The organism is Micromonospora sediminimaris, from assembly GCF_016863575.1.
Lineage (GTDB): Bacteria > Actinomycetota > Actinomycetes > Mycobacteriales > Micromonosporaceae > Micromonospora > Micromonospora sediminimaris.
In genome coordinates this window covers 135,610-160,471 of sequence record NZ_BOPD01000011.1, presented here as the reverse complement: position 1 = coordinate 160,471, position 24,862 = coordinate 135,610, and the positions used below count along the sequence as shown (strand labels likewise).

The 24,862-nt window shown below is 71.0% G+C and carries 23 protein-coding genes; 13 read left to right on the top strand and 10 right to left on the bottom strand.

What is annotated here, in order from left to right:
- The first annotated feature begins 1 nt into the window (after nt 1).
- From Vse01_RS10055 to Vse01_RS10005, 11 genes are read left to right on the top strand one after another with little or no spacing between them, the layout of a single operon-like run.
- Complete coding sequence (locus tag Vse01_RS10055; RefSeq protein ID WP_093405745.1) at nt 2-268, top strand: acyl carrier protein; 267 nt, start codon at nt 2-4, stop codon at nt 266-268.
- 3 nt (nt 269-271) lie between these two features.
- Nucleotides 272-1,471 carry an AMP-binding protein gene (locus Vse01_RS10050; RefSeq protein ID WP_093405747.1) on the top strand — a complete coding sequence of 400 codons (1,200 nt, stop codon included), beginning with the start codon at nt 272-274 and terminating at the stop codon, nt 1,469-1,471.
- Nucleotides 1,464-2,192, top strand: a complete 729-nt coding sequence (locus tag Vse01_RS10045) for an SDR family NAD(P)-dependent oxidoreductase (RefSeq protein WP_170863468.1) — start codon at nt 1,464-1,466, stop codon at nt 2,190-2,192. Before Vse01_RS10050 ends, Vse01_RS10045 begins: the two co-directional genes overlap by 8 nt.
- Nucleotides 2,189-4,549, top strand: coding sequence for a peptidase domain-containing ABC transporter (locus Vse01_RS10040; RefSeq protein WP_093405752.1), 2,361 nt, complete (start codon nt 2,189-2,191; stop codon nt 4,547-4,549). Before Vse01_RS10045 ends, Vse01_RS10040 begins: the two co-directional genes overlap by 4 nt.
- On the top strand, nt 4,546-5,457 hold the full coding sequence (locus tag Vse01_RS10035) for a transglutaminase-like domain-containing protein (RefSeq protein ID WP_093405755.1): 912 nt from the start codon (nt 4,546-4,548) through the stop codon (nt 5,455-5,457). The genes Vse01_RS10040 and Vse01_RS10035 overlap by 4 nt, the downstream gene beginning before the upstream one ends.
- A gap of 1 nt (nt 5,458) precedes the next feature.
- Nucleotides 5,459-5,701: a phosphopantetheine-binding protein gene (locus tag Vse01_RS10030; protein ID WP_093405757.1), complete on the top strand. Its 243-nt coding sequence runs from the start codon at nt 5,459-5,461 to the stop codon at nt 5,699-5,701.
- Nucleotides 5,698-6,600: a diiron oxygenase gene (locus tag Vse01_RS10025; protein WP_093405760.1), complete on the top strand. Its 903-nt coding sequence runs from the start codon at nt 5,698-5,700 to the stop codon at nt 6,598-6,600. The genes Vse01_RS10030 and Vse01_RS10025 overlap by 4 nt, the downstream gene beginning before the upstream one ends.
- Nucleotides 6,597-8,096 carry an AMP-binding protein gene (locus Vse01_RS10020; RefSeq protein ID WP_232511282.1) on the top strand — a complete coding sequence of 500 codons (1,500 nt, stop codon included), beginning with the start codon at nt 6,597-6,599 and terminating at the stop codon, nt 8,094-8,096. Before Vse01_RS10025 ends, Vse01_RS10020 begins: the two co-directional genes overlap by 4 nt.
- On the top strand, nt 8,089-9,000 hold the full coding sequence (locus Vse01_RS10015) for a thiamine pyrophosphate-dependent dehydrogenase E1 component subunit alpha (protein WP_093406118.1): 912 nt from the start codon (nt 8,089-8,091) through the stop codon (nt 8,998-9,000). Before Vse01_RS10020 ends, Vse01_RS10015 begins: the two co-directional genes overlap by 8 nt.
- Nucleotides 8,993-10,015, top strand: a complete 1,023-nt coding sequence (locus Vse01_RS10010; protein ID WP_093406121.1) for a transketolase C-terminal domain-containing protein — start codon at nt 8,993-8,995, stop codon at nt 10,013-10,015. The genes Vse01_RS10015 and Vse01_RS10010 overlap by 8 nt, the downstream gene beginning before the upstream one ends.
- On the top strand, nt 10,008-11,117 hold the full coding sequence (locus Vse01_RS10005) for a 2-oxo acid dehydrogenase subunit E2 (RefSeq protein WP_093405763.1): 1,110 nt from the start codon (nt 10,008-10,010) through the stop codon (nt 11,115-11,117). Before Vse01_RS10010 ends, Vse01_RS10005 begins: the two co-directional genes overlap by 8 nt.
- 357 nt (nt 11,118-11,474) lie before the next feature.
- On the opposite strand, the gene Vse01_RS10000 is transcribed toward Vse01_RS10005, so the two are convergent.
- The 7 genes from Vse01_RS10000 to Vse01_RS09970 form a co-directional block, all read right to left on the bottom strand.
- Nucleotides 11,475-12,611 carry a nucleotidyltransferase domain-containing protein gene (locus Vse01_RS10000; RefSeq protein ID WP_093405766.1) on the bottom strand — a complete coding sequence of 379 codons (1,137 nt, stop codon included), beginning with the start codon at nt 12,609-12,611 and terminating at the stop codon, nt 11,475-11,477.
- 239 nt (nt 12,612-12,850) lie between these two features.
- Nucleotides 12,851-13,702 (bottom strand): pyridoxal kinase PdxY, encoded by an 852-nt coding sequence (gene pdxY / locus Vse01_RS09995; protein WP_093406123.1) that lies wholly within the window; start codon nt 13,700-13,702, stop codon nt 12,851-12,853.
- Between the two features lie 128 nt (nt 13,703-13,830).
- A complete protein-coding gene (locus tag Vse01_RS09990) occupies nt 13,831-14,796 on the bottom strand; it encodes a quinone oxidoreductase family protein (protein ID WP_093405768.1) in 966 nt (321 codons plus the stop codon).
- Nucleotides 14,796-15,158 (bottom strand): hypothetical protein, encoded by a 363-nt coding sequence (locus Vse01_RS09985; RefSeq protein ID WP_093405771.1) that lies wholly within the window; start codon nt 15,156-15,158, stop codon nt 14,796-14,798. The genes Vse01_RS09990 and Vse01_RS09985 overlap by 1 nt, the downstream gene beginning before the upstream one ends.
- Nucleotides 15,155-16,045, bottom strand: a complete 891-nt coding sequence (locus Vse01_RS09980) for a DODA-type extradiol aromatic ring-opening family dioxygenase (RefSeq protein WP_093405773.1) — start codon at nt 16,043-16,045, stop codon at nt 15,155-15,157. Before Vse01_RS09980 ends, Vse01_RS09985 begins: the two co-directional genes overlap by 4 nt.
- A gap of 12 nt (nt 16,046-16,057) precedes the next feature.
- Complete coding sequence (locus Vse01_RS09975; RefSeq protein WP_093405776.1) at nt 16,058-16,846, bottom strand: citryl-CoA lyase; 789 nt, start codon at nt 16,844-16,846, stop codon at nt 16,058-16,060.
- Nucleotides 16,843-18,033: a CaiB/BaiF CoA transferase family protein gene (locus tag Vse01_RS09970; RefSeq protein ID WP_093406126.1), complete on the bottom strand. Its 1,191-nt coding sequence runs from the start codon at nt 18,031-18,033 to the stop codon at nt 16,843-16,845. The genes Vse01_RS09975 and Vse01_RS09970 overlap by 4 nt, the downstream gene beginning before the upstream one ends.
- 193 nt (nt 18,034-18,226) lie before the next feature.
- On the opposite strand from Vse01_RS09970, the gene Vse01_RS09965 reads away from it, so the two are divergent.
- Nucleotides 18,227-19,684: an amidohydrolase family protein gene (locus Vse01_RS09965; RefSeq protein ID WP_093406128.1), complete on the top strand. Its 1,458-nt coding sequence runs from the start codon at nt 18,227-18,229 to the stop codon at nt 19,682-19,684.
- Nucleotides 19,685-19,715: 31 nt separating this feature from the next.
- Nucleotides 19,716-20,564, top strand: a complete 849-nt coding sequence (locus Vse01_RS09960; RefSeq protein WP_093405778.1) for an IclR family transcriptional regulator domain-containing protein — start codon at nt 19,716-19,718, stop codon at nt 20,562-20,564.
- Nucleotides 20,565-20,614: 50 nt separating this feature from the next.
- Here the strand turns inward: Vse01_RS09960 and Vse01_RS09955 are convergent, their stop codons facing one another.
- The 3 genes from Vse01_RS09955 to Vse01_RS09945 all read right to left on the bottom strand — a co-directional run bounded on the left by Vse01_RS09955 (nt 20,615) and on the right by Vse01_RS09945 (nt 24,846).
- A complete protein-coding gene (locus Vse01_RS09955; RefSeq protein WP_093405781.1) occupies nt 20,615-21,619 on the bottom strand; it encodes a HEAT repeat domain-containing protein in 1,005 nt (334 codons plus the stop codon).
- A gap of 6 nt (nt 21,620-21,625) precedes the next feature.
- Entirely contained in the window at nt 21,626-22,294 is a 669-nt protein-coding gene (locus tag Vse01_RS09950; RefSeq protein WP_093406131.1) for a HEAT repeat domain-containing protein, read from the bottom strand.
- 104 nt (nt 22,295-22,398) lie between these two features.
- Complete coding sequence (locus tag Vse01_RS09945) at nt 22,399-24,846, bottom strand: M14 family metallopeptidase (protein WP_093406133.1); 2,448 nt, start codon at nt 24,844-24,846, stop codon at nt 22,399-22,401.
- Nucleotides 24,847-24,862: the final 16 nt, after the last annotated feature.

Here is a 24,862-nt window from a genome sequence, read left to right as displayed (position 1 = left end):
GGTGGAGAACGTCCACTCGGACACGACGATCGACGAGAAGGTCCTCGACGTGGTGGCCACCCGGGTCCTCACCGTGCCACCGACCGATGCCGCGGCACGCTATACCGCCGCCATGCGCCTGGCCGACCTGGGGATCGACAGCCTCGTGATGGCGGAACTCATCATCGAGTTCGAGCAGGAACTGGGCATCCTGCTCGACGTCGTGGCCGTCGACCGCATGGATACGCTCGGTGACCTCTGCCAGGCCCTACGACCGGCGGCGGGCTGATCCGTGCCCGTGTCGCTGTGTGATGACCAGATCAGCTCGCGGGTCGCGCGGCTGCGGGCCGCCGTCGCCGCCGCCGGCCTACGCCACCTCGCGGTAAACGTGACCGCCGGAGCCGACCTCGTGGTGGCGCTGCGCGCGCTGCGCCCGCTCGACGTCTCCGTCGTCCTGGTGGGCCCGACCACTGCCGCGCCGGCGTTGGCTCACCTCCGGCCGCAGGCCCTGCTGGACGTCGGCGAGGAGCGGATCCGGCGCATCACCGAGGCCGACGGCGAGCCCGGCGGCCGGCCGGCCGGAGTGTGGATATTCTCGTCGGGGACCACCGGCACCCCCACCCCGACCCACTGGAGCTGGCACGAGCTGAGCCGCGGTGCCGACTGGCTCGACGCGGCCGGCGGCGAGCGGTGGGGAGTCGGCTACAGTCCGTCCACGTACGCCGCGGTGGCCGCCGTGAGCCAGGCGCTCGGCCGGGCCGCCCACGTCGACTTCCTCACCCCCACCGAGTTCGCCACCCGCGCAGCCGCGCACTATGACGTCGTCGCCGGCACCCCCTCGTTCTGGCGGATGGCAGCGCTGCACCTGGGCACCGAGAGCGCCCGACCCCGGATAGACACCGTCTCGATGGGTGGCGAACCGGTGGACGCGAGCTTGCTGCGCCTGATCCGGGCCGCCTTCACGCCACGCCGCGTGCTGCAGATCTACGCCAGCACCGAACTCGGCCGCATCGCCACCGTCACCGACGGGCTTCCCGGCCTGCCCTGCTCGGTCCTCGACGGGTACGGGCCGGAGGGTAAGGCGTTGGCGATCCGCGACGGCGAACTCCTGGTGTCGTCCGGGCCGGGTGCACCGTACCTGCCGACCGGCGACCTTGCTGCCGTCCACGACGAGCGGGTCCACATCCTCGGCCGTCAGGGCGATGTCATAAACGTGGGCGGTACGAAGGTCGTGCCGGGTCACGTGGCCCGGCTGTTGCAGGAGCACCCGGACGTCGCCGCGGCCCGGGTGTACGCGGTCCGCAGCAGCGTGCTCGGCGCCGTTGTCGGCGTGGACATCGTCACCCGGTCCGAAAACGACCCCGACGTGGTCGTCCAGCGGGTCAGGGCGTACGCCCGCCGGGTGCTCTCCCCGCCGGAACAGCCGCGCCGGTTCGCCGTGGTCGACCAGCTCGCGGTGGCCACCTCCGGCAAGGCGGCCCGTGGTGGATGAGACGAACGGGACGGTGTTCGTCACCGGCGGGTCGCGCGGCATCGGCCTGGCGGTCACCCGCCAGCTGCTCACCGCCGGATACCGGGTCGTCGCCGTGTCGCGCACCCTGTCCGGCGAACTCGCGAGCCTGCGGGACACCGTCGGTGCTGCCCTGACGTTCCTCCCCGCCGACCTCACCCGCGGCGACGACCGGGTCGCGGTGGCCACCCGGATCCGGGGCTGCGCCGACCTGCACGGCCTCGTCAACAACGCGGGGGTGGCGACCGGCGCGCTGCACGTGGCCACCGCCAGCGCCGACGTGAGCCGGATGTGGCAGCTGAACGTCGAGGTGCCCATGTCCCTGTGCCAGGCCGCGGTCAAGGCGATGTACGGCAGTGGTGGACGCATCGTCAACATCTCGTCGATCGCGGCTCACCGGACCTTCCGCGGGCTCGGCGCCTACACCGCCACCAAGTGTGCTCTCGAAGGGTTCTCCAGGGTGCTCGCCGCCGAGGTCGGCCGCCGGGGCATCACGGTGAACTGTGTCGCTCCCGGCTTCATCGACACCGCGATGACCACCGCGATCGCGGACGACGTCCGCGCCGCGATCCACCGTCGCAACATGCTCGACCGAGACGCCACCCCCGGCGACGTGGCGCGGTCGGTGGAGTTCCTGCTCTCCCCCGCTGCGGCGGCCATCACCGCGCAGGTGGTCCGGGTCGACTCGGGCAGCGGCGGATGAGCACGCTGGACGAGCGTGGGCAGGTGGAGCAGCCCACCCCACCGCCAACCGAATTCACCAACCGGCGCCAACGCTTCCGGCGCGAGGCGGTACGCAACTACGGCCTCACCCGGGAGACCGGAGAGCCGGTGGACCTGCGCTGGCGGGCCCGACCAGGGCTGGGCTTCCTGCGCGACCTGCGGTGGCGAAACCTGCGGGCGGCGCTGGCGCATCGGCGCAACCGCGTACCAGTCGTGCTCCAGTCCCAGATGAGCGACTGCGGGGCCGCCGCCCTGGCGATGGTCCTCGCCTACTTCGGTCAGCCGGTGCCGCTCGATGCCCTCCGGACGGAGACCGACACCGGCCGGGACGGGGTCGCGGCCCGTTCGATGCTGGCCGCCGCCCGGCGTCGCGGCCTCGTCGCCCGCGGTGTCCGCGTCTCCATCGGCGGGCTACGTAACCTTCCCCCGGCCACCATCCTGTTCTGGAACTTCGTCCACTTCGTCGTGTTGGAGCGGGTGACCGACAGCCACATATACGTCGTCGATCCGTCCTTCGGGCGGCGCAAGGTCAGCCTGGCGGAGGCCGGCAAGGCGTTCACCGGGGTGGCGTTGGAGTTCCACCCGCCGATCGGCGGCGCGGATCCGAGGCGCGCTGCCGGCCGCCACGCCCTCGGCGCCGCTCGCATGCCCTACGCGACCAGGTTCTTCCCCCGCACCAGCGCCTGGTTGCCCCTAGTCCTGACCTCGGTCGCTTTGACCCTGTGCAGCCTGGTCGTGCCGATCGCCTCCTCCTACGTCGTGGACTGGGCCAGCCGGCCCGGCGAACCGGCCAGCGTCTGGCTGTTCGTCGCCGCGCCGCTGGTGCTGTTCGCGATGTACTTCTGGATGCAGACCGCGCGGCGGATGGCGTTGCTGTCCATCCAGACTCTCGCCGACAAGTCGGTGACCCTGGGAACGGTCCAGCATCTCGTGTCCCTGCCCTTCGACTACTTCGCCCGCCGCCACACCGGCGACCTCGCGATCCGGGTCCGTACCAGCAACGCGGTCCGTCAGGTGCTGACCGGGAGTGCGCTGTCGGCCGTGCTCGACGGCGTGCTGGTGCTGGTGTACGGCTGGCTCGTCGTCATCGCCGACCCGCGCCTTGGCACGCTGGTGCTCGCACTCGCCGTCGTCCAGGTCGGTGTGCTCGCCGTCAGCTGGCGCCGGCAGGAGTACCTCACCGCCGCCCTGCTGGAGGCGCAGGCGAGGGCACAGACTGAGCTGTTCCAGCTGCTCGACGGCGTGCCGACGCTCAAGGCGTCCGGGCTGGAAGGTGCGGCGGCCGAGAACTGGAGCCACACCTTCGCCGCCGAGGTGAATGCCAGGACCAGCAGCCGGCGGTTCCTCGCCGTCTGCGAGGCCGCCAGCACGGCGATCCAGTTCCTGGCGCCCCTCACGGTGCTCGCCGCTGGTCTGGTCCTGCTCGATCGGGGCGAGATCTCACTGTCCCGGGTGGTGGGCTTCTCCGCCCTGGCCATGGGCATGTTCGTGCCGCTGGCCAGTCTCACCCAGACCGGCCTGCAGGTCGCCGGGCTACGGGCGACGTTGACCCGGCTGGCCGACATCCTCGACGCTCGCCCCGAGGCCGGTCCGGACGCGGTGGTGCCGGCCCGGGTCACCGGCGCGGTCCGACTCGACGCGGTCCGGTTCGCCTACCCCGGCACCAGGACACCGGCGGTGGCCGACATCGACTTCGAGATCGTGCCCGGTCAGTTCACCCTCGTCGTCGGTGCGTCGGGCTCCGGCAAGTCGACGCTGGCCATGCTGCTGGCCGGGCTCTACCTGCCGAGCGCCGGCACGGTCCAGCTCGACGGGAGGCCGTTCGAGCAGCTCGACCGACCTGCCGTGCGGCGGTCGATGGCCTACGTACGCCAGGACGCCCGGCTGTTCGCCGGCACCATCCGGGAGAACATCGCGTTGGGCCGGCCGGAGTGCACTCTCGACGACGTCATCGCGGCGGCGCGGCTGGCCGAGGTCCACGACGACATCGACGCGATGCCGATGCGGTACGAGACGCTGCTCGGCGCCGCCGGGGCGGGCCTGTCGGGTGGTCAGATCCAACGCATCTCGCTGGCCCGGGCCCTGGTCCGCGGTTGTGACCTGCTCATCCTCGACGAGGCGACAAGCGCCCTCGACCGGCTCACGGAGGACCGGATCGTGACCAACCTGCGCGGAACGGGCCGCACCCTGGTGGTCGTCGCGCACCGGCTGTCCCACCCGGAAGCCGCCGACCAGATCCTGGTGATGAGCGACGGCAGGATCGTCCAACGCGGCCGGCACGAGAGCCTCATCGCCGAGGACGGCCCGTACCGACGGCTCGTAGGGGCTGCGCCGTGACCGCGCCGCAGGGCCTCGACGTCGGGGCGCTCGACGACCTGCTGGCGCTGATCCTGCGCGTGCCGGACAGACACCGGCGGTTCGAGGTCGACGCCGCCACCGCCGCCGCCAGGTACGAGATCGACGAGCCCACGACCGCCTTCCTCGCCGCCGCTGGCCTACCCTCGACGTCCGGTCCGGACGGCAGCCGGTTCGACGCCACCGACCTGCGCAACGTCGCGGTTCACCTGTTCGCGCGGTCCCGCGAGCGCAGGGTGCTGGCCTGGTGGATCCGGGAGCTGGAGCGCCCCGCCGCCGTCACCCGTTACCGGATGGACTACGTGGCACGGTGCCCGGAGCCCGGCCATGCCGGGCCGTGCCGGTACCGCCTCGCGGTGCCGGAGGACGACTGGCACGAGACAGGCGCGGTGCCGCAGGACGGCGCCGTCCTGCACTCGGTGACGTTCGACCGGCCACGCAGGTGGCCCGAGCTGCCGGCCGCGCTGCTCGGCCTGCTGGACGAGACCCGGCACATCCGGTTCCTCTGGCTCCCCGAGACGCTGCGCGCCGATGCCAGTTTCGTCCGGGCCACAGGCGTCGGGGACTGCGTCGGCGTGGCCCACTTGCTGGTCGAGGAGGCCCGCCGTCGCGGGCTGGCGGCACGGTTCTCCCACGGCAGGTCACTGACCCCGCCCATCTCCGCGTCACACTCGTGGGCCGAGTTCCACCTGGACGGGGTCTGGGTTCCCGTCGACCCGGTGCTCGTGGACGCGCTGCGGCACTGGGGCATCGCCGGACCGGGGTGGCAGCGGACCTCGTCGCTCGGCACCGTCCTCGGCCGCGTCGGTGCCCGACGACGTGACCTCGTGACCCATGCCGGTCAGCCGGTTGCCGCGAAGTTTCCCACCTACGTCGAGACAGGAGATTGACATGGTGGACTGGCCACCCGCCTTCGAATCGCTCATCCGGCAGCGTAGTCGGCTGCTCGGCGCCGACACGCCACTCGACCCCGACCGCGGCCTGTCCGACCTGGGGGTCGACTCGCTGGAGGTGGTCGAGTTGATCGTCAATCTGGAGACCGAGTTCGACATCGAACTCCCGCCCGGGCTGCTGCGGCCAGAGGTGTTCGCGACGCCGGGCACCATCTGGGCCGCGGTCAGGGGTCTGGTATGAGCCACGCCGAGGAGGGACAGCTGCGGCCGACCTGGGCCCGGCTCGCCACCGTCGCCGCCAAGTTGAGTGACCAGTCGCGCGACCAGCGTTACCACGTCTTCGACGTCTTCGACTGGCCGAACGAACTGCCGACCGACCAACACTGGATGAGCCCGGAGCTGACCACGTGTTACGGCACCCCGGTGTGGGACCGCCTGTCGGAAACCGATCGGCTGCGCCTGACCCAGGCCGAGGCGGTCAACTTCTTCAGCCTCAACGTTCACCTCATCCGGGACCTGATCGGTGAGGTGGCCGGACGGATCTACGACACGCGCTACCCGGGACTGTCGGAGTTCTTCCACGACTTCATTCATGAAGAGAACGAGCACATGTGGTTCTTCGCCCAGTTCTGCAACCGGTACGGGGGCAGGGTCTACGGCACCAAACGTGTCGTCGGACAGGCCGCCGAGGGCAACGACGCGATCCGCGACGTCATGGTCTTCGGTCGCATTCTCATCGCCGAGGAACTGTGCGACTACTTCAACGCGAAGATGGCGACGGACACCCGGCTTCCGGAGATCGCGCAGCGGATCAACGCCGTCCATCACCAGGACGAGTCGAGACACATCGCGTTCGGCCGGCAGATGATGTGGGCGCTGTACGACGAAGCCACCCGGAACGCGACACCGGAGGAGGTCGAGAGAGCCGCGACGTATCTGTCGCGCTACATCACCTCGTGCCTGCGGGCCTTCTACAACCCGGCGGTGTACGCCGACGCGGGCCTCGACGGCGCCAGGCGAATCCGGTCCGAGGTGATCGGCGACCCCTACCGTCAGGAGTTCCACCGGACTGTGATGCGCAAGACCACCCGGTTCTTCGGTCGGATGGGCCTGTTCACCGAGGAAGCGGTCGCCTGGTGACCGGCCAGCTACCGCGACGGCTCCTGCACGAGTGGTTCACCGCCGGCCTGGCGACGGCACCCGACCGCGTCGCGCTGCGGATCGGCAGTCAGGAGTGGACCTACACCCAGCTGGACGACGTGGCCCGACGCTGGGCCGGTGACCTGACCGCCAACGGTGCCCGGACCGTCGGCATCCTCGCGGCGCGCAGCATCGAGTCGTACGCGGGGCTTCTCGCCACGCTCTACGCCGGTGCCACGGCGGTGCCGCTCAGTCCGGCCTTCCCGGTGGCCCGGACCTGCCGGATGGCGGCGATCGCCGGTGTCGACACGGTGATCGCCGACCGGTCGGTGGCGGCCCTGCCGCACCTCGTCGCCGCCCTGCCCGGCCTTCGGGTGGCGGCGCCGGCCACGACGCCACTGCCCACCCTGCCCGAAGCGGCGTACGACGACGCGGCCTATGTGCTGTTCACCTCGGGTTCCACCGGCCAGCCCAAGGGCGCCCCGATCACGCACGCGAACATGGACAGCTTCCTGCGGTACAACCTCAAGCGGTACGACATCGGCCCGGACGACGTTTGCTCGCAGACCTTCGACCAGACCTTCGACCTGGCGATGTTCGACCTCTTCATGGCCTGGGGCGCGGGCGCGACGGTGGTGTCCACGCCACCACAGGTGTTCGCCGCGCTACCGGACTTCCTGGCCGCCGAGCGGGTGTCGCTCTGGTTCTCCGTGCCGAGTGCCATCGCCGTGGTACGGCGCCGGGGCGGGCTGGCCCCCGGTGCGATGCCGACGCTGCGGTGGAGCCTGTTCTGCGGTGAGGCGCTGCGCCTGACCGACGCCCTGGACTGGCAGCGGGCGGCACCCGGGTCCACCGTGGAGAACCTCTACGGCCCGACCGAGCTGACCATCGCCTGTTCGGCGCATCGGCTCAGCGCCGACTCCGCCGACCTCGCCGTGCACGGTGTCGTCCCGATCGGCCCGCTGTACCCGCATCTGCGGTACCGGATCATCGAGGACGGGGTCGACGGCGTCGAAGGTGAGCTGTGCGTGACCGGACCGCAGCTGTTCCCCGGCTACCTCGACCCCGCCGACGATCAGGGCCGCTTCCACACCGGCGACGGCCGGCGCTGGTACCGCACCGGCGACCGGGTCCGGCAGCTCGCCGGTGCCGAACTCGCCTACCTCGGCCGGATGGACCGCCAGGTGAAGCTGCGCGGCTACCGGGTCGAGTTGGACGAGGTCGAGTGGCACGTCGAGCAGTTGCCCGGTGTGCAGCGGGCCGTCGCGGTGGCGTACGAGGCGGCCGGGCGAACCGAACTGGCGGTGTTCTACGTCGGTGCGCCCGGCCTGGACGTCCGCGGTCCGATGGCCTCGCTCGTGCCGGGCTACCTGGTGCCGAGGCTGTGCCAGCACGTCGAGGCGCTGCCGCACAACGCGAACGGCAAGATCGATCGTGCGGGCCTCGCCGCGCGCGCCCGAGACCTCACCGGCGGGGAGCGCGTCGCCCATGCCTGAGTGCCCGCCGATGTGCCCGCCCGCCGACGCCGACCTCGGGGCGATGCTGTCGATCCGCCGCTTCGAGTACGCGGTACTCGACCTGCTCGGCCGCGGAATCATCAGCGGCACCACCCACACCTGTCTGGGGCAGGAGTACATCCCGGTGGCCGTCGAGTCCCTGCTCCGGCCGGACGACGAGGTGTTCAGCAACCATCGCGGACACGGGCACTACCTGGCCAGGTACGACGACCCGGCCGGCCTGCTCGCCGAGCTGGCCGGCCGGGTAGGTGCGGTGTGCGGCGGGATGGGCGGCTCGCAGCACATCCGCCGGGCCGGTTTCATCTCCACGGGGATCCAGGGGCAGCTGGTACCCGTCGCGGCGGGTGCCGCCTTCGACCTGCGTCGCACCGGCGCAGGGGCGGTCTCGGTCGCCTACATCGGCGACGGCACCTGGGGGCAGGGCGTGGTGTACGAGGCGCTCAACCTCGCCGCGCTCTGGCGGGCACCGCTGGTCGTCATCGTCGAGCACAACGGGATCGCCCAGTCCACTCCGACCCACGCCCAGATGGCCGGGACCGTCGCCGGGCGCTGCGCCGGGTTCGGCATCCGGCACGTCAAGCTGGTCGATGTCGACGTCCACCGCATACGGACCACCCTCGCGCCGCTCGTCGCCGAGGTCCGCCACGACGGCGCCCCGCTGGTGGTCGAGTTCGAGACGGTACGGCTGGGACCGCACAGCAAGGGCGACGACACCCGTACCCCGGCGCAGCTCGACGCCGTCGCCGGACGCGACTGGTACGCACGGTGCCGCGCGGCCTTCCCCGAGCAGGTCGACCGGCTCGACGCCGTCGCGACCGCCAGGATCCGCGACGTGGTCGACGAGGTACTGGCCCGGCCGCTGATCGGTGCCGGTCATGGATGACCGGCGCGCGGAGCGGGTCGGTGCGCACCTCAACCGTGCGCTGGCCGCCCTGCTGACGAGGCGGCCGGATCTCTACCTGATCGGTGCGGACGTGGCCGACCCGTACGGCGGAGCCTTCGGTGTCACCCGGCGGCTCTCCACCGAGCATCCCGACCGGGTACTCACCACGCCGATCAGCGAGCAGGCGATCGTCGGTTTCGCGGTGGGCCTGGCCCTGCGGGGCCGGGAAGCGGTGGTGGAGATCATGTTCTCCGACTTCGCCACCCTGTGCTTCGACCAGATCGCGAATCTCGCCGGCAAGGTGGTCAGCATGTACGGCGAGCAGGTGCGGATGCCACTGGTGATCCGCTGCCCGACCGGTGGCAACCGAGGCTACGGTCCCACCCACAGCCAGAGCCTCCAGAAGCACTTCCTGGGGATCCCCAATCTCGCCCTGTACGAGATGAGCCCGGTGCACGACGGGTACGCGACACTCGCCCAGATCCTCGACTCCGCCGCTCCCGCGCTGTACTTCGAGGACAAGGTGCTCTACGGCCGGCGGCGGTTCGGCGCAGCCACCGGCGACGAGATGTTCCACCGTGAGTTGATCGGTGGCTCCTGCGACTTCGCGGTGCTGGGCATTCGCGACGTGGACCCGGTCGACGTCGTCGTGATCGCGCCGGGCGGCCTCACCGACCGGGTCCTCGGTGCGATGCGCGACGCCTATCTCGGTGACGAGACAGCGGTGCGGGCGGTGGTGCCGTCCCGGCTCTACCCGTTCGACCCGGCACCGCTGGCCCCGCTCGTCGGCCGGGCGCGGCGGGTGGTGGTCGTCGAGGACGCGGTGGCCGGCGGGGTTTGGGGAGCCGAGGTCGCCCACGCCATCCACCAGCGGATGTGGCACCTGCTGTCCGGGCCCGTCCGACTGCTCCACGCGCCGTCGGGCACCATCCCTGCCGCCGCTCATCTGGAGCGTGCGGTGCTGGTGCAGGCCGACGATATCCGCGCCACGGTGACGGCGGTGGCCCGTGGGTGACCTCCGCCTGCCCCGGCTCAATGCGACCGACGACGAGTACACGCTCCTCGAATGGCTGGTCGGGGACGGCGCACCGGTCGGCGTGGGGACCGCGGTGGCTCTCGTGGAGACGTCCAAGGCAGCGCACGAACTGGTCACGGACGTCGCCGGAATGCTGTGGCACCGGTTGGACGCACCCGCCACCTGCCGCCCCGGGCAGTTGATCGCCACCGTCGCCGGAGGCGACCATCCGCAGCGGTCGCGGGCGGACACCGATGCTCCCGGTGCCCGATCGGTGGCCGCCGGCACCGATCCGGTCGCGTTCACCGTCACCGAACCGGCTCGGCAGCTCATGGCCCGACATGGCCTCACCGACGCGGCGATACGTTCGATCGGTAAGCAGGTCGTCTCCCGGTCGGACATCGAACGGCTCGTCGCCGGGCAGCCGGCGCCGGACGCGGCCGACCGGGTGACCATCACACCCGCCCAGCGACGGATCGCCCGCACCGTGTCCGTCGCACACCGGGAGATCCCCGCCGCCTACACCGTGGCGAAGGTTGTCGCCGACCGGCTCGGACGACGCCTGCGTGAGCAGGCGGCGTCCATCGGCTATCTCGGCGTTGCGGAGCTTGTCGTCGAAGCGATCGCGGCGCGGCGGGCCGAGTTCCCCCTGTGTTTCGCACGTCCGGTGGACGACGAGGCGGCGACCGTACGGCCCGGTGCCCACGTCGGTGTCACGATCGACGTCGGGACGGGCCTCTACCTGCCGGTCGTCGCCGACGCCGACACCCGACCGCTGCGGGACATCGCGGCCGACCTGCTGCGGTTCCGGCATGCCGCGGTACGTGGCGGGTTCGCCGAAGCGGATCTCACCGGATCCAACATCGCGCTCACGATCCACACGGACGCCGACATCGTCCACGCGCAGCCGCTCATCTTCCCGGAGCACACCTGCGCGTTGTCGCTTGCCTCGATGCAGCGTGAGTTGACACTTCAGGGCGACGGATCCGTCACGACAAGCGAGTATTTCCATCTCGGTCTCGCATACGACCATCGGTTTATCAACGGCCGGTCGGCGGCGGCATTCCTACGGGCGGTCAAGGCCGACCTGGAGTCAGGATGACGACCGCCACCGGCTGTTGGTTGAACACCATTGGGCGGCGTCTTTGCCGACATTTCGGAGATATCCTGTGGCCTCCACGCTCCATCGGTGTCATCGATCCGCTCTGGAGCTACTGGTGGAAATCGACCACTTCCACCTCCTACTCCTGGATCGACCGCCGTGGTGGAGGAACACGCCTATCGGCGACCCTGGAAGGGGGTGAAACCACATGACCGAGGTCGAGTTCGAGGCCGTCGACATCCGCGAGATGGCTGACGAGGAGCTGGACGACATCGTCGGCGGCCCCAACGCCTGCCAGTGACGACTAGTCGGTAGGAGGCGCCTGAGCCGGTGTGCTCAGGCGCCTCCGTCCCGCTTTCAGACGAGCGACTTCGAGGCGGGCAGTTCACGGTCGGTGGCCGGGTCGAAGAACCGGCTGAGGAAGTCCTGCTGCCACACCCGAGGCTCGGCCAGATCCCACTGGCCGTACTGGGTGAGCAGTTGGTCCGGCGCGCTGCATCGCTGCCGGAGCGCCGCGAGGGTGTCCGCCGCGACGGTGTCCGGAAAGAGCATGTTGAGGTGGGCGAGCCCGTAGTACACGGGCTCAGCGACGCGGTACTCGTCGACGCGTGCGAGCAGCAGGTCCCACGAGAAGTCCGGACCGGCCGAACGCACCAACTCGGCGATGTCCACATACTTGATCAGCCGGCGATGCTTGCCGCCACGGGTCATGAACCTGAGGGTCGTCGACGTCTTGTAGATGTGGGCGGCCAGATCGACGACCGCGTCCTCGACGGACGGCACGAGGAACGAGGCCGCACCGTACCGGTGGTGCTGGGCGTGTGCCACGACGGCGCTGACCGGGACGTCGTAGCCCTTGCCCGGCAGGGCCAGCGACACGTTGACGTCGACGCTGACGATCGGGCAGTCGATCTCACCGGTCAGCTTGTTCAACTTGGGCAGGTCGCTGCCGTAAAGACGCCAGAAGGCACGCTCCCGCTTGCTGAGCGGGACGATCCCGTTCACCGACGGGTGGCCCTCCACATAGCCCAGCTGCTCAAGCACCTCGACAAGTGCCGGCGCCTGCTCTCGGACGACGAGGACGTCCAGGTCGCCCATCGGCCGCAGGCCCGGCTCCTGGTACGCCGAGAAGGCCAGATGGCCGCCCTTACGCAGCAGGACGGTGACGCCCTGCGTGACGGCGGCGTCGCTGATCGCCTGGATCTCGCGCAACATGACCTCGTTGGTCCGCCGGGTGTCGCGGTAGGTGGCGTACAGCAGCATCATGACGGCGGGGTCGAGACCGGTCACCGTCTTGTCGGTCAGGAAGCGCCACCCGTGCCAACCCACGAGAGCGGCGACGCGGTGGCGCGCCGCCTGAGCGGCGAACTGCCCCCAGTCCAGCCCCGGCGCGTCCTGGGCAAGGATCTCGCGCACGCGAGCCAGCTGCGGGTCCGCGACATGTTGCCTGCCAAGCAGCAGCAACAACTCCGACTCGACCGACATCACGGCCATTCGGCCTCCTCTTCGACTGCGCTACGACCCTGACACCCAGGGGCTCGCTCTCCATCCACTGTGTCCATCCGGACCCGGGAGGACGCGGTTCGTCTGCCCCGGTGGGAGGAGCTGACGCAGTTTAGATGGTCAATCGGGGTGCCGCCGCCTGCTCAACCTGCCCGATTCCCCTCGGCCCGGGACACCCGCAGGGCAGCAGCGCCTCGTCTCCGTCCGCGCCCGAGCGCCGCCGCGGTTGGCTACCGCAGCCGGCGGGCGGGAAATCGGGCCGGCGGATCGGCGATCGCCGACTGGGCGGCGATCAGCTGAAGTTCCCGGGTGCCGGCTGCCAGGGTGGCCTCCAGCACCGCGAAGATCGATGCGGTGGTGCGTTCCAGCGCCGTGGCCGGCGAACCCGTCGTGGACAGGTGCGCCAGGTACAGGGCGGCGGTGACGTCGCCACCACCGTTGGGGTTGATGGGCAGCAGCGGGGTGGTCACCGCCCAGGCACCGGCGTCCGAGACGGCCACCACCTCCAGCGTGTCCGCCGGCAGGTCGCCGTGCAGCACGCTGGTCACCAGGACGTGCCGGGGCCCGGTGGCGCGTACCGCGTCGACGGCGGCCAGCAGGTCGTCGACCGTGTTCGTCGGTCGGCCGGCGAGGAACTCCAGCTCGAACTGGTTCGGGGTGACGATGTCCGCGCGCGGCACCACCACGTCGCGCAGGTACTCCGGGATGCCGGGCCGGACGAACATTCCCCGGCCGACGTCGCCCATCACCGGGTCGCAGCAGTAGAGGGCGTCCGGGTTGGCGGTCTTCACCAGGGTCACCGCGTCGAGGATCACCGCGCCCATCGCCGGATCCCCCTGGTAGCCCGAGAGCACCGCGTCGGCGTCGCCGAGCACACCACGGTCGGCGATGCCGGCGATCACCTCGGCGACGTCGGCGGGGGCCAGCAGCGGGCCGCGCCACGCGCCGTAGCCGGTGTGGTTGGAGAAGTGCACGGTCAGCACCGGCCAGACCTCGTGGCCGAGCCGCTGCAACGGGAACACCGCCGCCGAGTTGCCGACGTGACCGTAGGCGACCGAGGACTGGATGGACAGGATCTTCACCGTCACATCATGGCGGTCGGCGACCCGCGATGGGGCCGGGGTCCCGCTACGCAGTCGCGGCGGCAGCCGGGCGACCGGGCGGCGCTGAGCCGACCGGGCGGTAGTGAACCGACCGGGCTGGTGGCGGCTCAGCGCCTCGGCATGGTCAGCACGATCCGGCCGGCTGCCCGACCGTCGGCCTGCCGGGTCCACGCGTCGGCAACCTCGGCCAGTGGCACGGTCTCGTGGGTCGCGGCGAGTCGACCGGCGGCGACGTGGTCGGCGATCTCCCGGATCGCCTGCGCCCGTTGCGCTGGGTCCAGTTCGTTGTTGGTGTAGCCGAGGATGCGCAGGGAGCGGCTGCGTAGCGTCGCGGAGTCGAACGGCGCCTGGTCGCCGGCCGAGCTGCCGAGGTTGACCAGCCGGCCGTGCGGGGCGAGGGTGCGCAGCGCCGCGGCGGCCGGCACCCCGAACAGCGGGTCGAGCACGACGTCGGCCGGCCCGTCGCAGGCGTCGACAAGCCGGCCGGCGAGGGTGTCCACGTCGTCGGTGTCGCCGAGGGTCACCACGGCGTCGGCGCCCAGCAGCCGGGCCCGTTCCCGGGCGGCGGCCGACCGGGCGGCGGCCACGACCCGCCGGGCGCCGTGCAGCCGGGCCAGTTGCACGGCGGCCTGACCGACGACGCCGCCGGCGCCGAGGATCACCACCTGCTCCCCCGGGCTCAGCTCGCCACGCCAGGTCAGTGCCATCAGGGCGGCCACCGCGGAGAGCCCGAGGGCCGCCACGATGGTGTCGACGCCGTCAGGCAGGGCGACCACGTCGGCGTACGGCACGACGCAGTGTTCGGCCATGCTGCCGTCGCCGGGACGCATGCCGGCCGCCGTGGCAAACCACACGGGCGTGCCGTTGTCGAGGTGACCGACGCCCTGGACACCGGGCACGTACGGGGTGGCGGGCGGGCCGAAGTACGAGGTGCCGGTGGCGCAGAGGACGTCCAGCGGGGTGATCGGGGCGGCGGCCACCCGGACCCGCACCTGCCCGTCGCCGGGTCGCGGTGGTTCGCGACGTGCGACGGCGGGCGGGCGGCCGCAGGCGGTGATGACGGCGGCGTCCATCAGGTGGCGATGTCCGGGTACGGCAGTGAGAAGTGCGCCAGCCGGCGGGCGTACTCCTTCTGGAACCCCAACGGTTCGGGGTCGTCGCGTTCGAACATGGCGATGAACAGGGTCAGGGTGAGAAACGGGTGGGCACCCAACTCGAACAGCTTGACGTAGTCGTGGGTGGCCAGCGCCTCCCGTTCGATCTCGTCGAAGCGTAACCAGGTGCTCGCCTCGGGGACGTGACAGTTGAGGATCTGGTTGGCGCGTTCGGCCTCCCACCAGGTGACCGTGCCGCGCGGGTCGTCCCGGTAGCGCTCGACCAGGTCCGGGTCGCGGTCGACGGTGTAGAGGAACTTGTTCAGCAGGTACCTGCTCACGACGTCACCGTCCCCTGGTCGCCGCCCGCCGGCACCCCGTCCGGATACCAGGTGAAGTACGCCTCCATGGTGTGGAACAGGTCGAGCGTGTCGACGTAGTCGGCCTTCGCGCCCTCACCGGCGACGCCCATCATCAGCATGAAGTCCATGAAACCGTGGGTGGCGTTGCCGGGGGCGTGCAGGCTGTCCAGGGTCACCTCGGACAGGCAGCCCTCCAGGTCGCCGCTGGCAATCCACTCCACCGCCCGGCGGTCGAACTCCGGGTCGGGGCCGTGCGGGCCGAACTGCCGTGGCCCGCCCAGTTCCAGCGACAGGTGTCCGGTGCCGACGACGGCGACCCGCTGGTCACCGGGCCAGGACTCGACAAGTTCGCGGATGGTCCGGCCCAGTTGCACGAAGCGTTTCGGCTGCGGCAACGGCGGGGCGAAGATGTTGGTGTAGACCGGCACGATCGGCAGGTCGGCCTCGGGCCGCAGGGTGATGATCGGGCAGGTGATGCTGTGGTCGATGCGCAGCTCGTTGCTGTACGCCAGGTCGAAGCCGGCGTCGAGGCCCTCACGCAGCAGGTACGCCGACAGGTCCTCCTGGCCACGCAGCACCATCCGGGGCAGGCCGAACTCGCGTTCCTCGTTGTACCAGTTGGCGTCGTAGAACGGCGCCTTGCCGATGAGGAACTGCGGCATGTTGTCCAGCCACAGCTGGTGGAAGTGGTCGGAGCCGACCATCACCAGCACGTCCGGCCGGGCCCGGGTGAGCGTCTCCCGGAATGCGGTGATCTTGCGTACCCATTCGTCGGCGAAGGGTGGCCGGTCCTCACCCTGGGCGGTGCTGGCCCGGTAGTAGAAGGGGTGGTGGGTGGAGGCAATGACCGCGGCCAGTGTGGCCATGGACGGCTCCTCTCAGGACGGGTCGGGCGTGGTGTAGGTGGCGTTGCGGTCGACGGTCAGGTAGACGTCCATACCGATCGGGGTGCGGCGTTCCTCGGCGAGGTGCCCGAGCAGGCCGGCGGCGCGGGCCAGCAGCGCGAAACCGCGCAGCAGGTCGACCGGCAGGCCCAGGTCGGCCAGGGCCGCGCCACAGACCCCGGCACCGTTGAGCGGCAGGGTACGACCCAGCACCTCCGGGTGGACCCGGCCGATCGCCTCGAACAGCCGCAGGTGCGGACCGCGCAGCTTCTCCTCTTCGGCGATGCGGATCAGGACCGGCGTACGCGGGTCCTCGGTCTTGTGCACGGGGTGACCGAGTCCCGGGACCAGCCGCCGGGCGGACCGGGCGACGCTGACGGCGTCGCGGGCCAGGTCGTCGAAGCCGGCGTCGTCGGTGGGCAGGGGGCCGTCGACGGCGGCGAGCGTGTCGGCGAGGAACCGGCCACAGTCCTCGGTGACGCCGAGGAAGCGGGAGCCGCCGCCGAGCAGTCCGGCGGCGAGGGCTCCCTGGAGTGACTCGGGGGCGCTGAGGTAGGTCAGTCGGGCGGCGATGGCGGTCGGGGTGAACCCGTGGTCGGCGAGCGCGACCAGCACCGCCTCGAAGACGCGTACCTCCGACGGGGTGGGGCGGCGCTGCGCGACCAGCCAGAAGGCGAGTTCACCGAAGCCGACGTGGCCCATCAGGTCGGCGGCGAGATCCTGGCCGAGCAGCCGGATGGTGCTGGCGTCGGAGGTGCCGATGGACGTCGGGAAGCTGGTCACGGCTGGTCCTGCCTCTCGGTGAGCCACGTGCGGATCTCGGTGCCGTGCTCGTCGAGACCGGGCGGTGGCAGGTCGTAGCGGGCCGGGGTGGCGGAGAAGGTGATCGGGTGCCGGACGCTGGGTACCGCCCGGTCGCCCGCGCCGACCTCGACGACGGGGTGGAGGTCGAGTTCGTCGGCGAGCGCCACGCCGCCGTCGATGGTGTTGATCGGCGCGCACGGCACGCCCGCGGCGATCAGGTCGCGGAACCACTCGTCCTTGCTGCGGGTACGCAGCCGCTCCAGCAGCAGTGGGCGCAGTTCCTCGCGGTTGGTGGTGCGGTCCTGGTTGCGGCCGAAGCGTGGGTCGTCGACCAGTTCCGGTACGCCGAGCACCTCGCAGAGCTTGGCGAACTGGCCGTCGTTGCCGGCGATGACGACCAGTTCACCGTCGGCGGTGGGCAGTGGCTCGTACGGGAACAGGCTCGGGTGGGCGTTGCCCATCCGGTAGGGCACGGTGTCTCCGGCGACGTAGGCGCTGGAGTGGTTGACCAGGCCGGACAGCGCCGAGGAGAGCAGGTTGACCTCGACGTGCTGGCCGTCGCCGTCCACACCCCGGTGGTGCAGGGCGGCGAGGATGCCGATGGTGGCGTGCATGCCGGTCATCACGTCGAACACGGAGATGCCGGCCCGGTACGGCGAGCCGTCCGGGTCACCGGTGAGGCTCATCAGGCCGGAGATCGCCTGCACCATCAGGTCGTAGCCGGGCAGGGCGGCACCAGGGCCGGTGCCGAAACCGCTGATGGAGGCGTAGACGATGCGCGGGTTGGCGGCGGCGACCGTGTCGTAGTCGAGGCCGAAGCGGCGCAGCCCGCCCGGCTTGAAGTTCTCGATCAGCACGTCGGCGCGGTCGGCGAGGGCTTGGGCCACCGCCAGATCGTCGGGGTCGCGCAGGTCCAGGGCGATGGAGCGCTTGTTGCGGTTGATCCCCAGGTAGTAGGTGGAGACGCCGTCGCGTACCGGCGGCATCCAGGTGCGGGTGTCGTCGCCGCCGGGGCTCTCCACCTTGACCACCTCGGCGCCCATGTCGGCCAGCAGCATGGTGGCGTACGGCCCGGCCAGGATCCGGGAGAAGTCGGCGACCAGCAGGCCCCGTAGTGGACCACCGCTCGCCGTCGGTTCCGGTTCGCGTCCGTGCTCGGCTGCCATCGACATCCCACTCCCGACCGCTAGGCGGACATCTGTCCGTGACTGCCGAGTATTCGAGCGGATGTGCGCCATGTCAACCGTTGACACCTCCGGGAAGGGGCACCCACACTTGCGCCCAACGTAGGTCCGCCCGCAGTACGGACAGATGTCCGCAGACGTGGGCCGGATTGACCACCGCTGGGAGTTGACCGCCATGAGCGCACCTGTATCAGGCCCGAGTCCCGACCGTCCCCTGCTGTTCCGCAACGGCCTCGTCCTGACCATGGACGACACACACCGCGTCCTGCCCGGCACCGACGTCCTGGTCGTCGGCGAGCGGATCGCCGAGATCGGCGTCGGGCTGGCCGTCCCCGACGGCGCCATCGAGATCGACGCGTCCGGTGGCATCCTCATGCCCGGAATGATCGACACCCACCGGCACATGTGGCAGACCGCGATGCGCGGCTACGGTGCCGACTGGACACTGACCCAGTACTTCGTCTGGTACTACCTGGAGTCCGGCAAGCTGTTCCGCCCCGAGGACATCTACGCCGGCAACCTGCTCGCCGCCATCGAGGCCATCGACGCCGGTGTCACCACCACCGTCGACTGGTCACACGGCCTGCAGAGCACCGACCACGCCGACGCCGCCGTCGACGCCCTGCGGGAGGTGCCCGGCCGCTTCGTCCTCGCGTACGGCAACATCCAGCAGGGGCCGTGGGAGTGGTCGACAAGCCCACAGTTCCGCGACTTCGTCGAGCGTCGTTTCCACAGCCGCGACGACATGCTCGGCCTGCAACTGGCCTTCGACGTCACCGGCGACCCAGCCTTCCCCGAGCGGGCCGCGTTCGAGGTGGCCCGGGAACTGGACCTGCCGGTCACCACGCACGCCGGGGTGTGGGGCGCGACGAACGACGACGGTATCCGGCTGATGCACGAGAACGGCTTCATGACCCCGTCCACGGTGTACGTGCACGCCGCCACGCTCACCAACGACTCGTACCATCGCATCGCCGCGACCGGCGGCTCGGTGTCGGTGTCGACGGAGAGTGAGCAGAGCGCGGGGCAGGGCTACCCGCCCACCTGGGCGCTGTGCCACCACGACATCCCGGTGTCGCTGTCGATGGACACCAGCGTCTGGTGGAGCGGCGACCTGTTCTCCGCGATGCGGACCACGCTCGGCGCCGACCGCTCGCGTGAGCACCTGGAGGCCCACGCCCGGGCCGACACCGTCACCCACTGCCGGCTGCGCGCCGAGCAGGTCGTCGACTGGGCCACCCGGGGCGGCAGCCGCGCGCTCGGCCTGGACGACGTGGTGGGCAGCGTGGCGACGGGCAGGAAGGCCGACCTCGTACTGATCAAGAACGACCGCTCGCCGGTGATGTTCCCGATCCTCAACCCGTACGGCCATGTCGCGTTCCAGGCGCAGCGCGGCGACGTGCACAGCGTGGTGGTCAACGGTCGACTGGTCAAGCACGACCACCAGCTGCTCGGGGTGGACCTGGCCAAGGCCCGCCGGCACGTCGAACAGACCATCGACCACCTGGTCGGCGAGATGGGCGCCGAGGCGTGGGCCAAGGGCATGAACCCCGACATCCCGGAGACGAAGATCCAGGAGAACCCGTACACCTACACCGAGTGGGACGCCGGCTCGGCGCAGTGGAAGCATTGACCGGCAGGTGACCCTCGGAAGGCAGGCAGTGATGGCACGCGACGCCCGACCCGACTTCATCGAAGCCCTCGCTCGTGGCCTCGACGTCCTGCGCTGCTTCCAGCCCGGTCGACCGGTGATGACGCTCAGCGAGATCGCCGGTGCGACCGGGCTGGCCCGGCCGACCGTCCGCCGGATCCTGCTCACCCTCGAGGACCTCGGCTACGTACGCTCCGCCGAACGTGGCTTCGCCCTCACCCCCCGGGTGCTCGAACTCGGCATGACGTACATCAACGCCCTGGGCGTGTGGGAGGTCGCCCGGCCGCACATGCAGCGGCTCGTCGCCCAGACCAACGAGTCGACGTCGATGGCCCAGCTCGACGGCAGTGACATCGTCTACGTCACTCGGGTCGCCGTACCGAAGATCATCACACTGGGGGTGAGCATCGGCACCCGCTTCCCCGCCCCCGCCACCTCGATGGGCAAGGTGCTGCTCGCCGCCCTGGACGAGGAGACTCTCGACCGGGTGCTCGCCGTGCCCGGCCGGTCCGGCATCACGCCCCGCTGGCAGCCCGACCGGGCCGCCCTCGACGCGTCGCTGCGCGAGGTGCGGGCCCGGGGCTGGGCCCTCGCCGACGAGGATCTCGCCCCGGGCATCCGGTCGGTCGCCACCGGCGTCCGCGACGGCCGGGGGCGGGTGGTGGCCGCCATCAACGTCACCGTCCACGCGGCCGAGACGTCGGTGCGCACCCTCACCGAGGAGCACTTGCCGCGCCTGCTCTGCACCGCCGCCGACATCAGCCGGGACTGGGCGCTGCTCGACGCCGTGCCCAGCGCGCTCCAGGAAGCGACCGTCGAGCCCGCCCCCGTTCCCGCCGCCCGGGTCGACGCCGGCACCTGACCTGTCGAGCTGACCGCACGAACGGATCGCGCCGGGCGACGCTCCCGCCGCTATCGCCCGTCGCGCAGCGTGAGCACGTACGTGGCGGTGAGCGCGACCGTGCGGTCCGCGTCCTGGGACAGCTCGGCGAGGGCATGCGCGGCCGTGGCACCGGGGATGTCGGCGAGCGCCTGGGTCAGCCGACTGCGTACGGGTGAAGCGACGCCGTCGCTGCCGAGGCGCGCGACCAGGTGGCCGGCGATCTGTTCCGCGAGCGCGGGCTCACCGGCCAGCGCAGTCAGTGCGTCGGCTGCGTCGGCCTCGTTCGTCTCCTCGACGACCATCTCGATCAGGGTCGGGATCGCCTCGGCCACGCCACGTGCCCCGAGCGCGAGTGCCGCATACCTGCGGACGACGGGGTCGGGGTTGGCGAGGGCGTCCCGCAGCAGCGCGGTCGCGTCGTCGTCCGGGATCTCGGCGAGGGACTTGACGGCGCGTTTGCGTACCTCTGGGTCGGGTTCGTCGAGTCCCGCTGCCAGCAGCGCGGCGGCGCCGTCGGCCGACTGCGCCAGCGCCCAGCGAAGGGCACCGGCGACGTTCGGGTCCGACTCGCTCAGTACCGCCTCGACCAGTGCCTCCACCGGCACCGCCGCCTCGCCGGTCGAGGACAGGGCCGCGCGTTGGCGTCGCCCGGCGTTCTCCGAGCCGAGGGCCTGGAGCAGGGCGACGACCTGGAGCACGTCCGCCCAGTCGGCGGGTTGCGCGGCCCCGATCCGACGCAGGCGGGTGAGCAGCTCCGTCTGCGCCGCGATCCGCTCTCGGGTCTGCTGGATCAGATCCTCGACGAGCTGCGCCGGGGTGAAGCCGGGGTCGTCAAGCGCCCGCCGGACCTCCCGCAGCGACAGCCCCAACGACCGCAGGCTCTCGATGTGGAAGATCCGGCGGATGTCGTCGCTGGAGTACTCCCGGTAGCCGGCTCCGCTGCGGCCCGTCGGCTCCACCAGACCGAGCGATTCGTAATGCCGGAGCATGCGGGCGCTGACGCCGGACCGTCGCGCCACCTCACCGATCAACACCGCCGGTCACCGCTTCCGGTCGTTCTCGCCGAGGGCCACCACGCGCTTCGCCTCCTCGATCGCGAATGCGAAGCCGGCGTCCGGGTCGTCGAGCAGACGTTCCGTGGCGATCGCGTGCTGACGTACCCCTGGGTCGGCATCGCGCGCCCCGGCCCGCAGGATCGGAGTGATCACCTCACCGAGCGCGATCAGCGCCCGGCTGAGGCTCAACTGCGTCTCCCGCCCGCCGCGCCCGAGCTGGGTCGCCAGCACCTCGGCCAGGGCTGGCTCGTCACCTTGAGGTACCAGCACCACCGCCGCCCGCCAGGCGCTGCGGGCCACCTCGTCGTCGGCGTCGGTCAGCAACGCCCGGGTGATCGCCGGCCACGCCCGCCGGTCCCCGATCTTGGACAGCGTGTGCAGCGCCTGGCTGCGGGCCTGGGCGGTTTCCGAGCGAAGTTCCGCGACGAGGCGGGGCACGGTCAGTTCGGCCGGGTGCCGGATGAGGGCCCAGGTGAGCATCTCGCGTACGGAGAACTCGGGCTCGACCGCGCAGCGCTCCACGAGCGTGTCGACGAAGCCGGGGTCGGGGGCCGTGCCGGCCGCCATCGCCGCCCGCAGCCGCACCGACGAGCTGTCGCTCGACAGTCCGCGCAGAATCCGCACCGTGTCCGTGGCCTCCTGGGGCCTGCTCATCCGGATCACCTCCTCGACACAGTGAAGACCTTGTCACTCTGTCAAGGTCAAGCCGTGGGTGCCGGCAGATCTCCGCGGCACCCACGGCTCGCCGAGGCGTCCGGTCAGCGCTTCGGCGCCTTGACCTTCTGCTTGTTGTGGTTGTTGCCCCGACCGTCGGGCTTGTAGTTGCGCTCGACGTTTCCGGCCGCGTCGACGGAGAACCAGTGCACTGTCGTACCGACGGGGATGGTCAGCGTCTCACCGCCCTCGCGGATGCCGGCCGAGCCGTAGAGCGTGGAGTCGTAGGTGGGTCGGCTCCGGTCCAGCGTGTAGAACACCGCCGCCGGTTCGCTCGTGGAGAAGGTGACGTCCACCATGCCCGGGGTGGCGCTCGCAGTCACCGACAGGGAGCTTCTCGGCCGCTTCCGGTCCGTGTCGAAGTCCCGGGCCACCCGCAGCATCTCGGTCAGGCCGTTGGCGAACTCCATCGTCTCGGCGTGCGCCTCCTGCCAGGCCGGCTGGAACGAGGTGCCGACCTCGAAGTTCCAGGCGTAGATGCCGTACTTGTACCAGAGCATGTCACCGGAGTTGCCGGCCGCCGAGTACAGCACGTCGGCGATGGGGCCGGTCCGGGCCGGGGTGACCGCCAGGTTGCGGTGCCGCTTGATGGCGGTCAGGATGCGCGACGACGCCCCCCAGAACAGCGACTCCTCGGCCAGCGTCGGTCGCGGCGCCGAGATCCGGCCGGGGACGGCGTAGGAGCCGGGCGACCACATGAAGTAGTTACCCGACGAGTGCAGGTTCATCGAGAACTTGATGTTCGGTCGGGCGGCCAGCCAGTCGACGTTGCGGTTCTCCGGCTCCGACAGCTCGCTCGGCCCGGCGTACGTGCCGCTGGTGCAACTGGTCGACGCGCCCGCATAGCCGTCGAAGAGGCTGTACTCGGTGTAGTTGCGGTTGTTGTCCACGCCCCACGAGTTGCGGCCGAGGAAGTCCGCCGGCGCCTCCGGGGCGCAGTGGTTTGTCATGTTCTTGCGCTGGGAGTTGAAGTCGTAGAACGAGTAGTGCCCGCCGTCCGGGTTGATCGACGGAGCGATCCAGATGTCGAGGTTGTCCACCAGGTCGCGGGTCTTGCGGTCGTGCGCGTAGTTGCGCAGCAGCCGCTCGGCGGTCTCGATGGTGACCAGCGGCGGCACCCACTCCCGGGCGTGCTCCTGGGCGTACGCGAGCACCCCGAGCCGGGAGCCGTCGCGGTGCTTGCCGATGCGGATGGCGTACACCGGGTGCGGGTCGCGGGAGACCGACGCCGGCGCGGCGAGGCCGTCGGAGAGCGCGGTGCGCGCGACCGGCGCGACCACGCCGGTGCCCGGGCTGCCCCGATAGGTGTACGCGGTCAGCAGCGTCCCCGCCTGCGCGTTGAGCGCGGCGACGACCTGCTCGGCGGTGCTGGTGACGGTGCCGCTGCCGTCGGTGGCGAGGTCGACGCTGACCTGGGTGCCGGTGACGGTCACCGCCAAGGGTGCGTCGGCGACGCCGGGATCGGCGAACTCGACGGAGATGTCGTTGCCGCCCTGGTGGCCCCAGGCCAGCGAGTCGACCGCGACCCGGCTGTCGTTGGCGGTGCCGAGCACGGCCTGCGCCTTACGCCGGTAGCCGTTGGTCCGGTACGGCAACTCGACGATCTCCGAGATCTTCGGGTACTGCGCGGACAGGGCCTTGATCCGGTCGTACAGCTCGGTGGGGGTCAGGTAGCTGGCCACGAAGTCCTTCATGTAGCCCGGCCCCTCGGGGTCCTTCGGCGGAATGGGCAGCCACTCGTTGACCTTGGCCACCGCCATGTCACCGCTCGGACTGGTGATCCGCACGTACGCCGGGCGACTGGTCACCTGCGCCGCGCCCCGGTGGTAGAGGTAGACACCGGCGTCGACGAACCGGGAGATGGTCTGGGTGCCGCCGGAGCCGATCTCGGTGCCCGGCCCGCTGTCCCGCTCGACGGTCAACGGGCTGGCGTCGGTCTGCCCCTGCGCCCACTTCGCCTCGACCGAGAGCACCTGCGTGTCGCCGGAGGTGTAGTAGTCCGCCCGGATGATTTTGACGTCGGAGACCGTGGACCGGGCCGAGAAGTCGGCCGCTGCCGCGTACTCCCGGTTCTCGGCCAGGTGGGCGGCGATGGTGGCCTCCCGCTCGGCCAGCCGCTGCGCCGCGTCCTCCGGGGTGTGCAGCACCTTGCCGAAGGTGTAGCCGGCCCGGGTCAGCGTGGCGACCTCGTTGCCGGTCACCACGGCGTGCACGACGATGCCGTCGCCGGTGTGGGTGATGTGATGGTCGAGGTCGACGCCGGTGGCCACCAGGGCGTCCAGTTCGGCGTCGTCGGCCAGGATCACCTCGACCACGCTGGCCCGCTCGTCGGCGAGCCGGCCGAGGTCGGCGGGCGCGGTCACCGGCGCGGCGGCCTGCGGCACGATCGCCGCAGCGGGATTGACCAACAGCAGCACGGCCGCGAAGGCAGCCAGTGCGGTGGCGGCGGGCAGCTGGGGTCGCCAGCGCAAGCCCGTACGGACCTTGGACATGAGGCGGTCGCCCCTC

Coding starts and splice junctions, on each gene's coding strand:
- Vse01_RS10040 (WP_093405752.1), top strand. CDS start 2,189: ATGAGCACGCTGGACGAGCGTGGGCAGGTGGAGCAGCCCACCCCACCG.
- Vse01_RS10030 (WP_093405757.1), top strand. CDS start 5,459: ATGGTGGACTGGCCACCCGCCTTCGAATCGCTCATCCGGCAGCGTAGT.
- Vse01_RS10025 (WP_093405760.1), top strand. CDS start 5,698: ATGAGCCACGCCGAGGAGGGACAGCTGCGGCCGACCTGGGCCCGGCTC.
- Vse01_RS10015 (WP_093406118.1), top strand. CDS start 8,089: ATGCCTGAGTGCCCGCCGATGTGCCCGCCCGCCGACGCCGACCTCGGG.
- Vse01_RS10010 (WP_093406121.1), top strand. CDS start 8,993: ATGGATGACCGGCGCGCGGAGCGGGTCGGTGCGCACCTCAACCGTGCG.
- Vse01_RS10000 (WP_093405766.1), bottom strand. CDS start 12,611: ATGGCCGTGATGTCGGTCGAGTCGGAGTTGTTGCTGCTGCTTGGCAGG.
- Vse01_RS09990 (WP_093405768.1), bottom strand. CDS start 14,796: ATGGACGCCGCCGTCATCACCGCCTGCGGCCGCCCGCCCGCCGTCGCA.
- Vse01_RS09980 (WP_093405773.1), bottom strand. CDS start 16,045: ATGGCCACACTGGCCGCGGTCATTGCCTCCACCCACCACCCCTTCTAC.
- Vse01_RS09970 (WP_093406126.1), bottom strand. CDS start 18,033: ATGGCAGCCGAGCACGGACGCGAACCGGAACCGACGGCGAGCGGTGGT.
- Vse01_RS09965 (WP_093406128.1), top strand. CDS start 18,227: ATGAGCGCACCTGTATCAGGCCCGAGTCCCGACCGTCCCCTGCTGTTC.
- Vse01_RS09960 (WP_093405778.1), top strand. CDS start 19,716: ATGGCACGCGACGCCCGACCCGACTTCATCGAAGCCCTCGCTCGTGGC.
- Vse01_RS09950 (WP_093406131.1), bottom strand. CDS start 22,294: ATGAGCAGGCCCCAGGAGGCCACGGACACGGTGCGGATTCTGCGCGGA.
- Vse01_RS09945 (WP_093406133.1), bottom strand. CDS start 24,846: ATGTCCAAGGTCCGTACGGGCTTGCGCTGGCGACCCCAGCTGCCCGCC.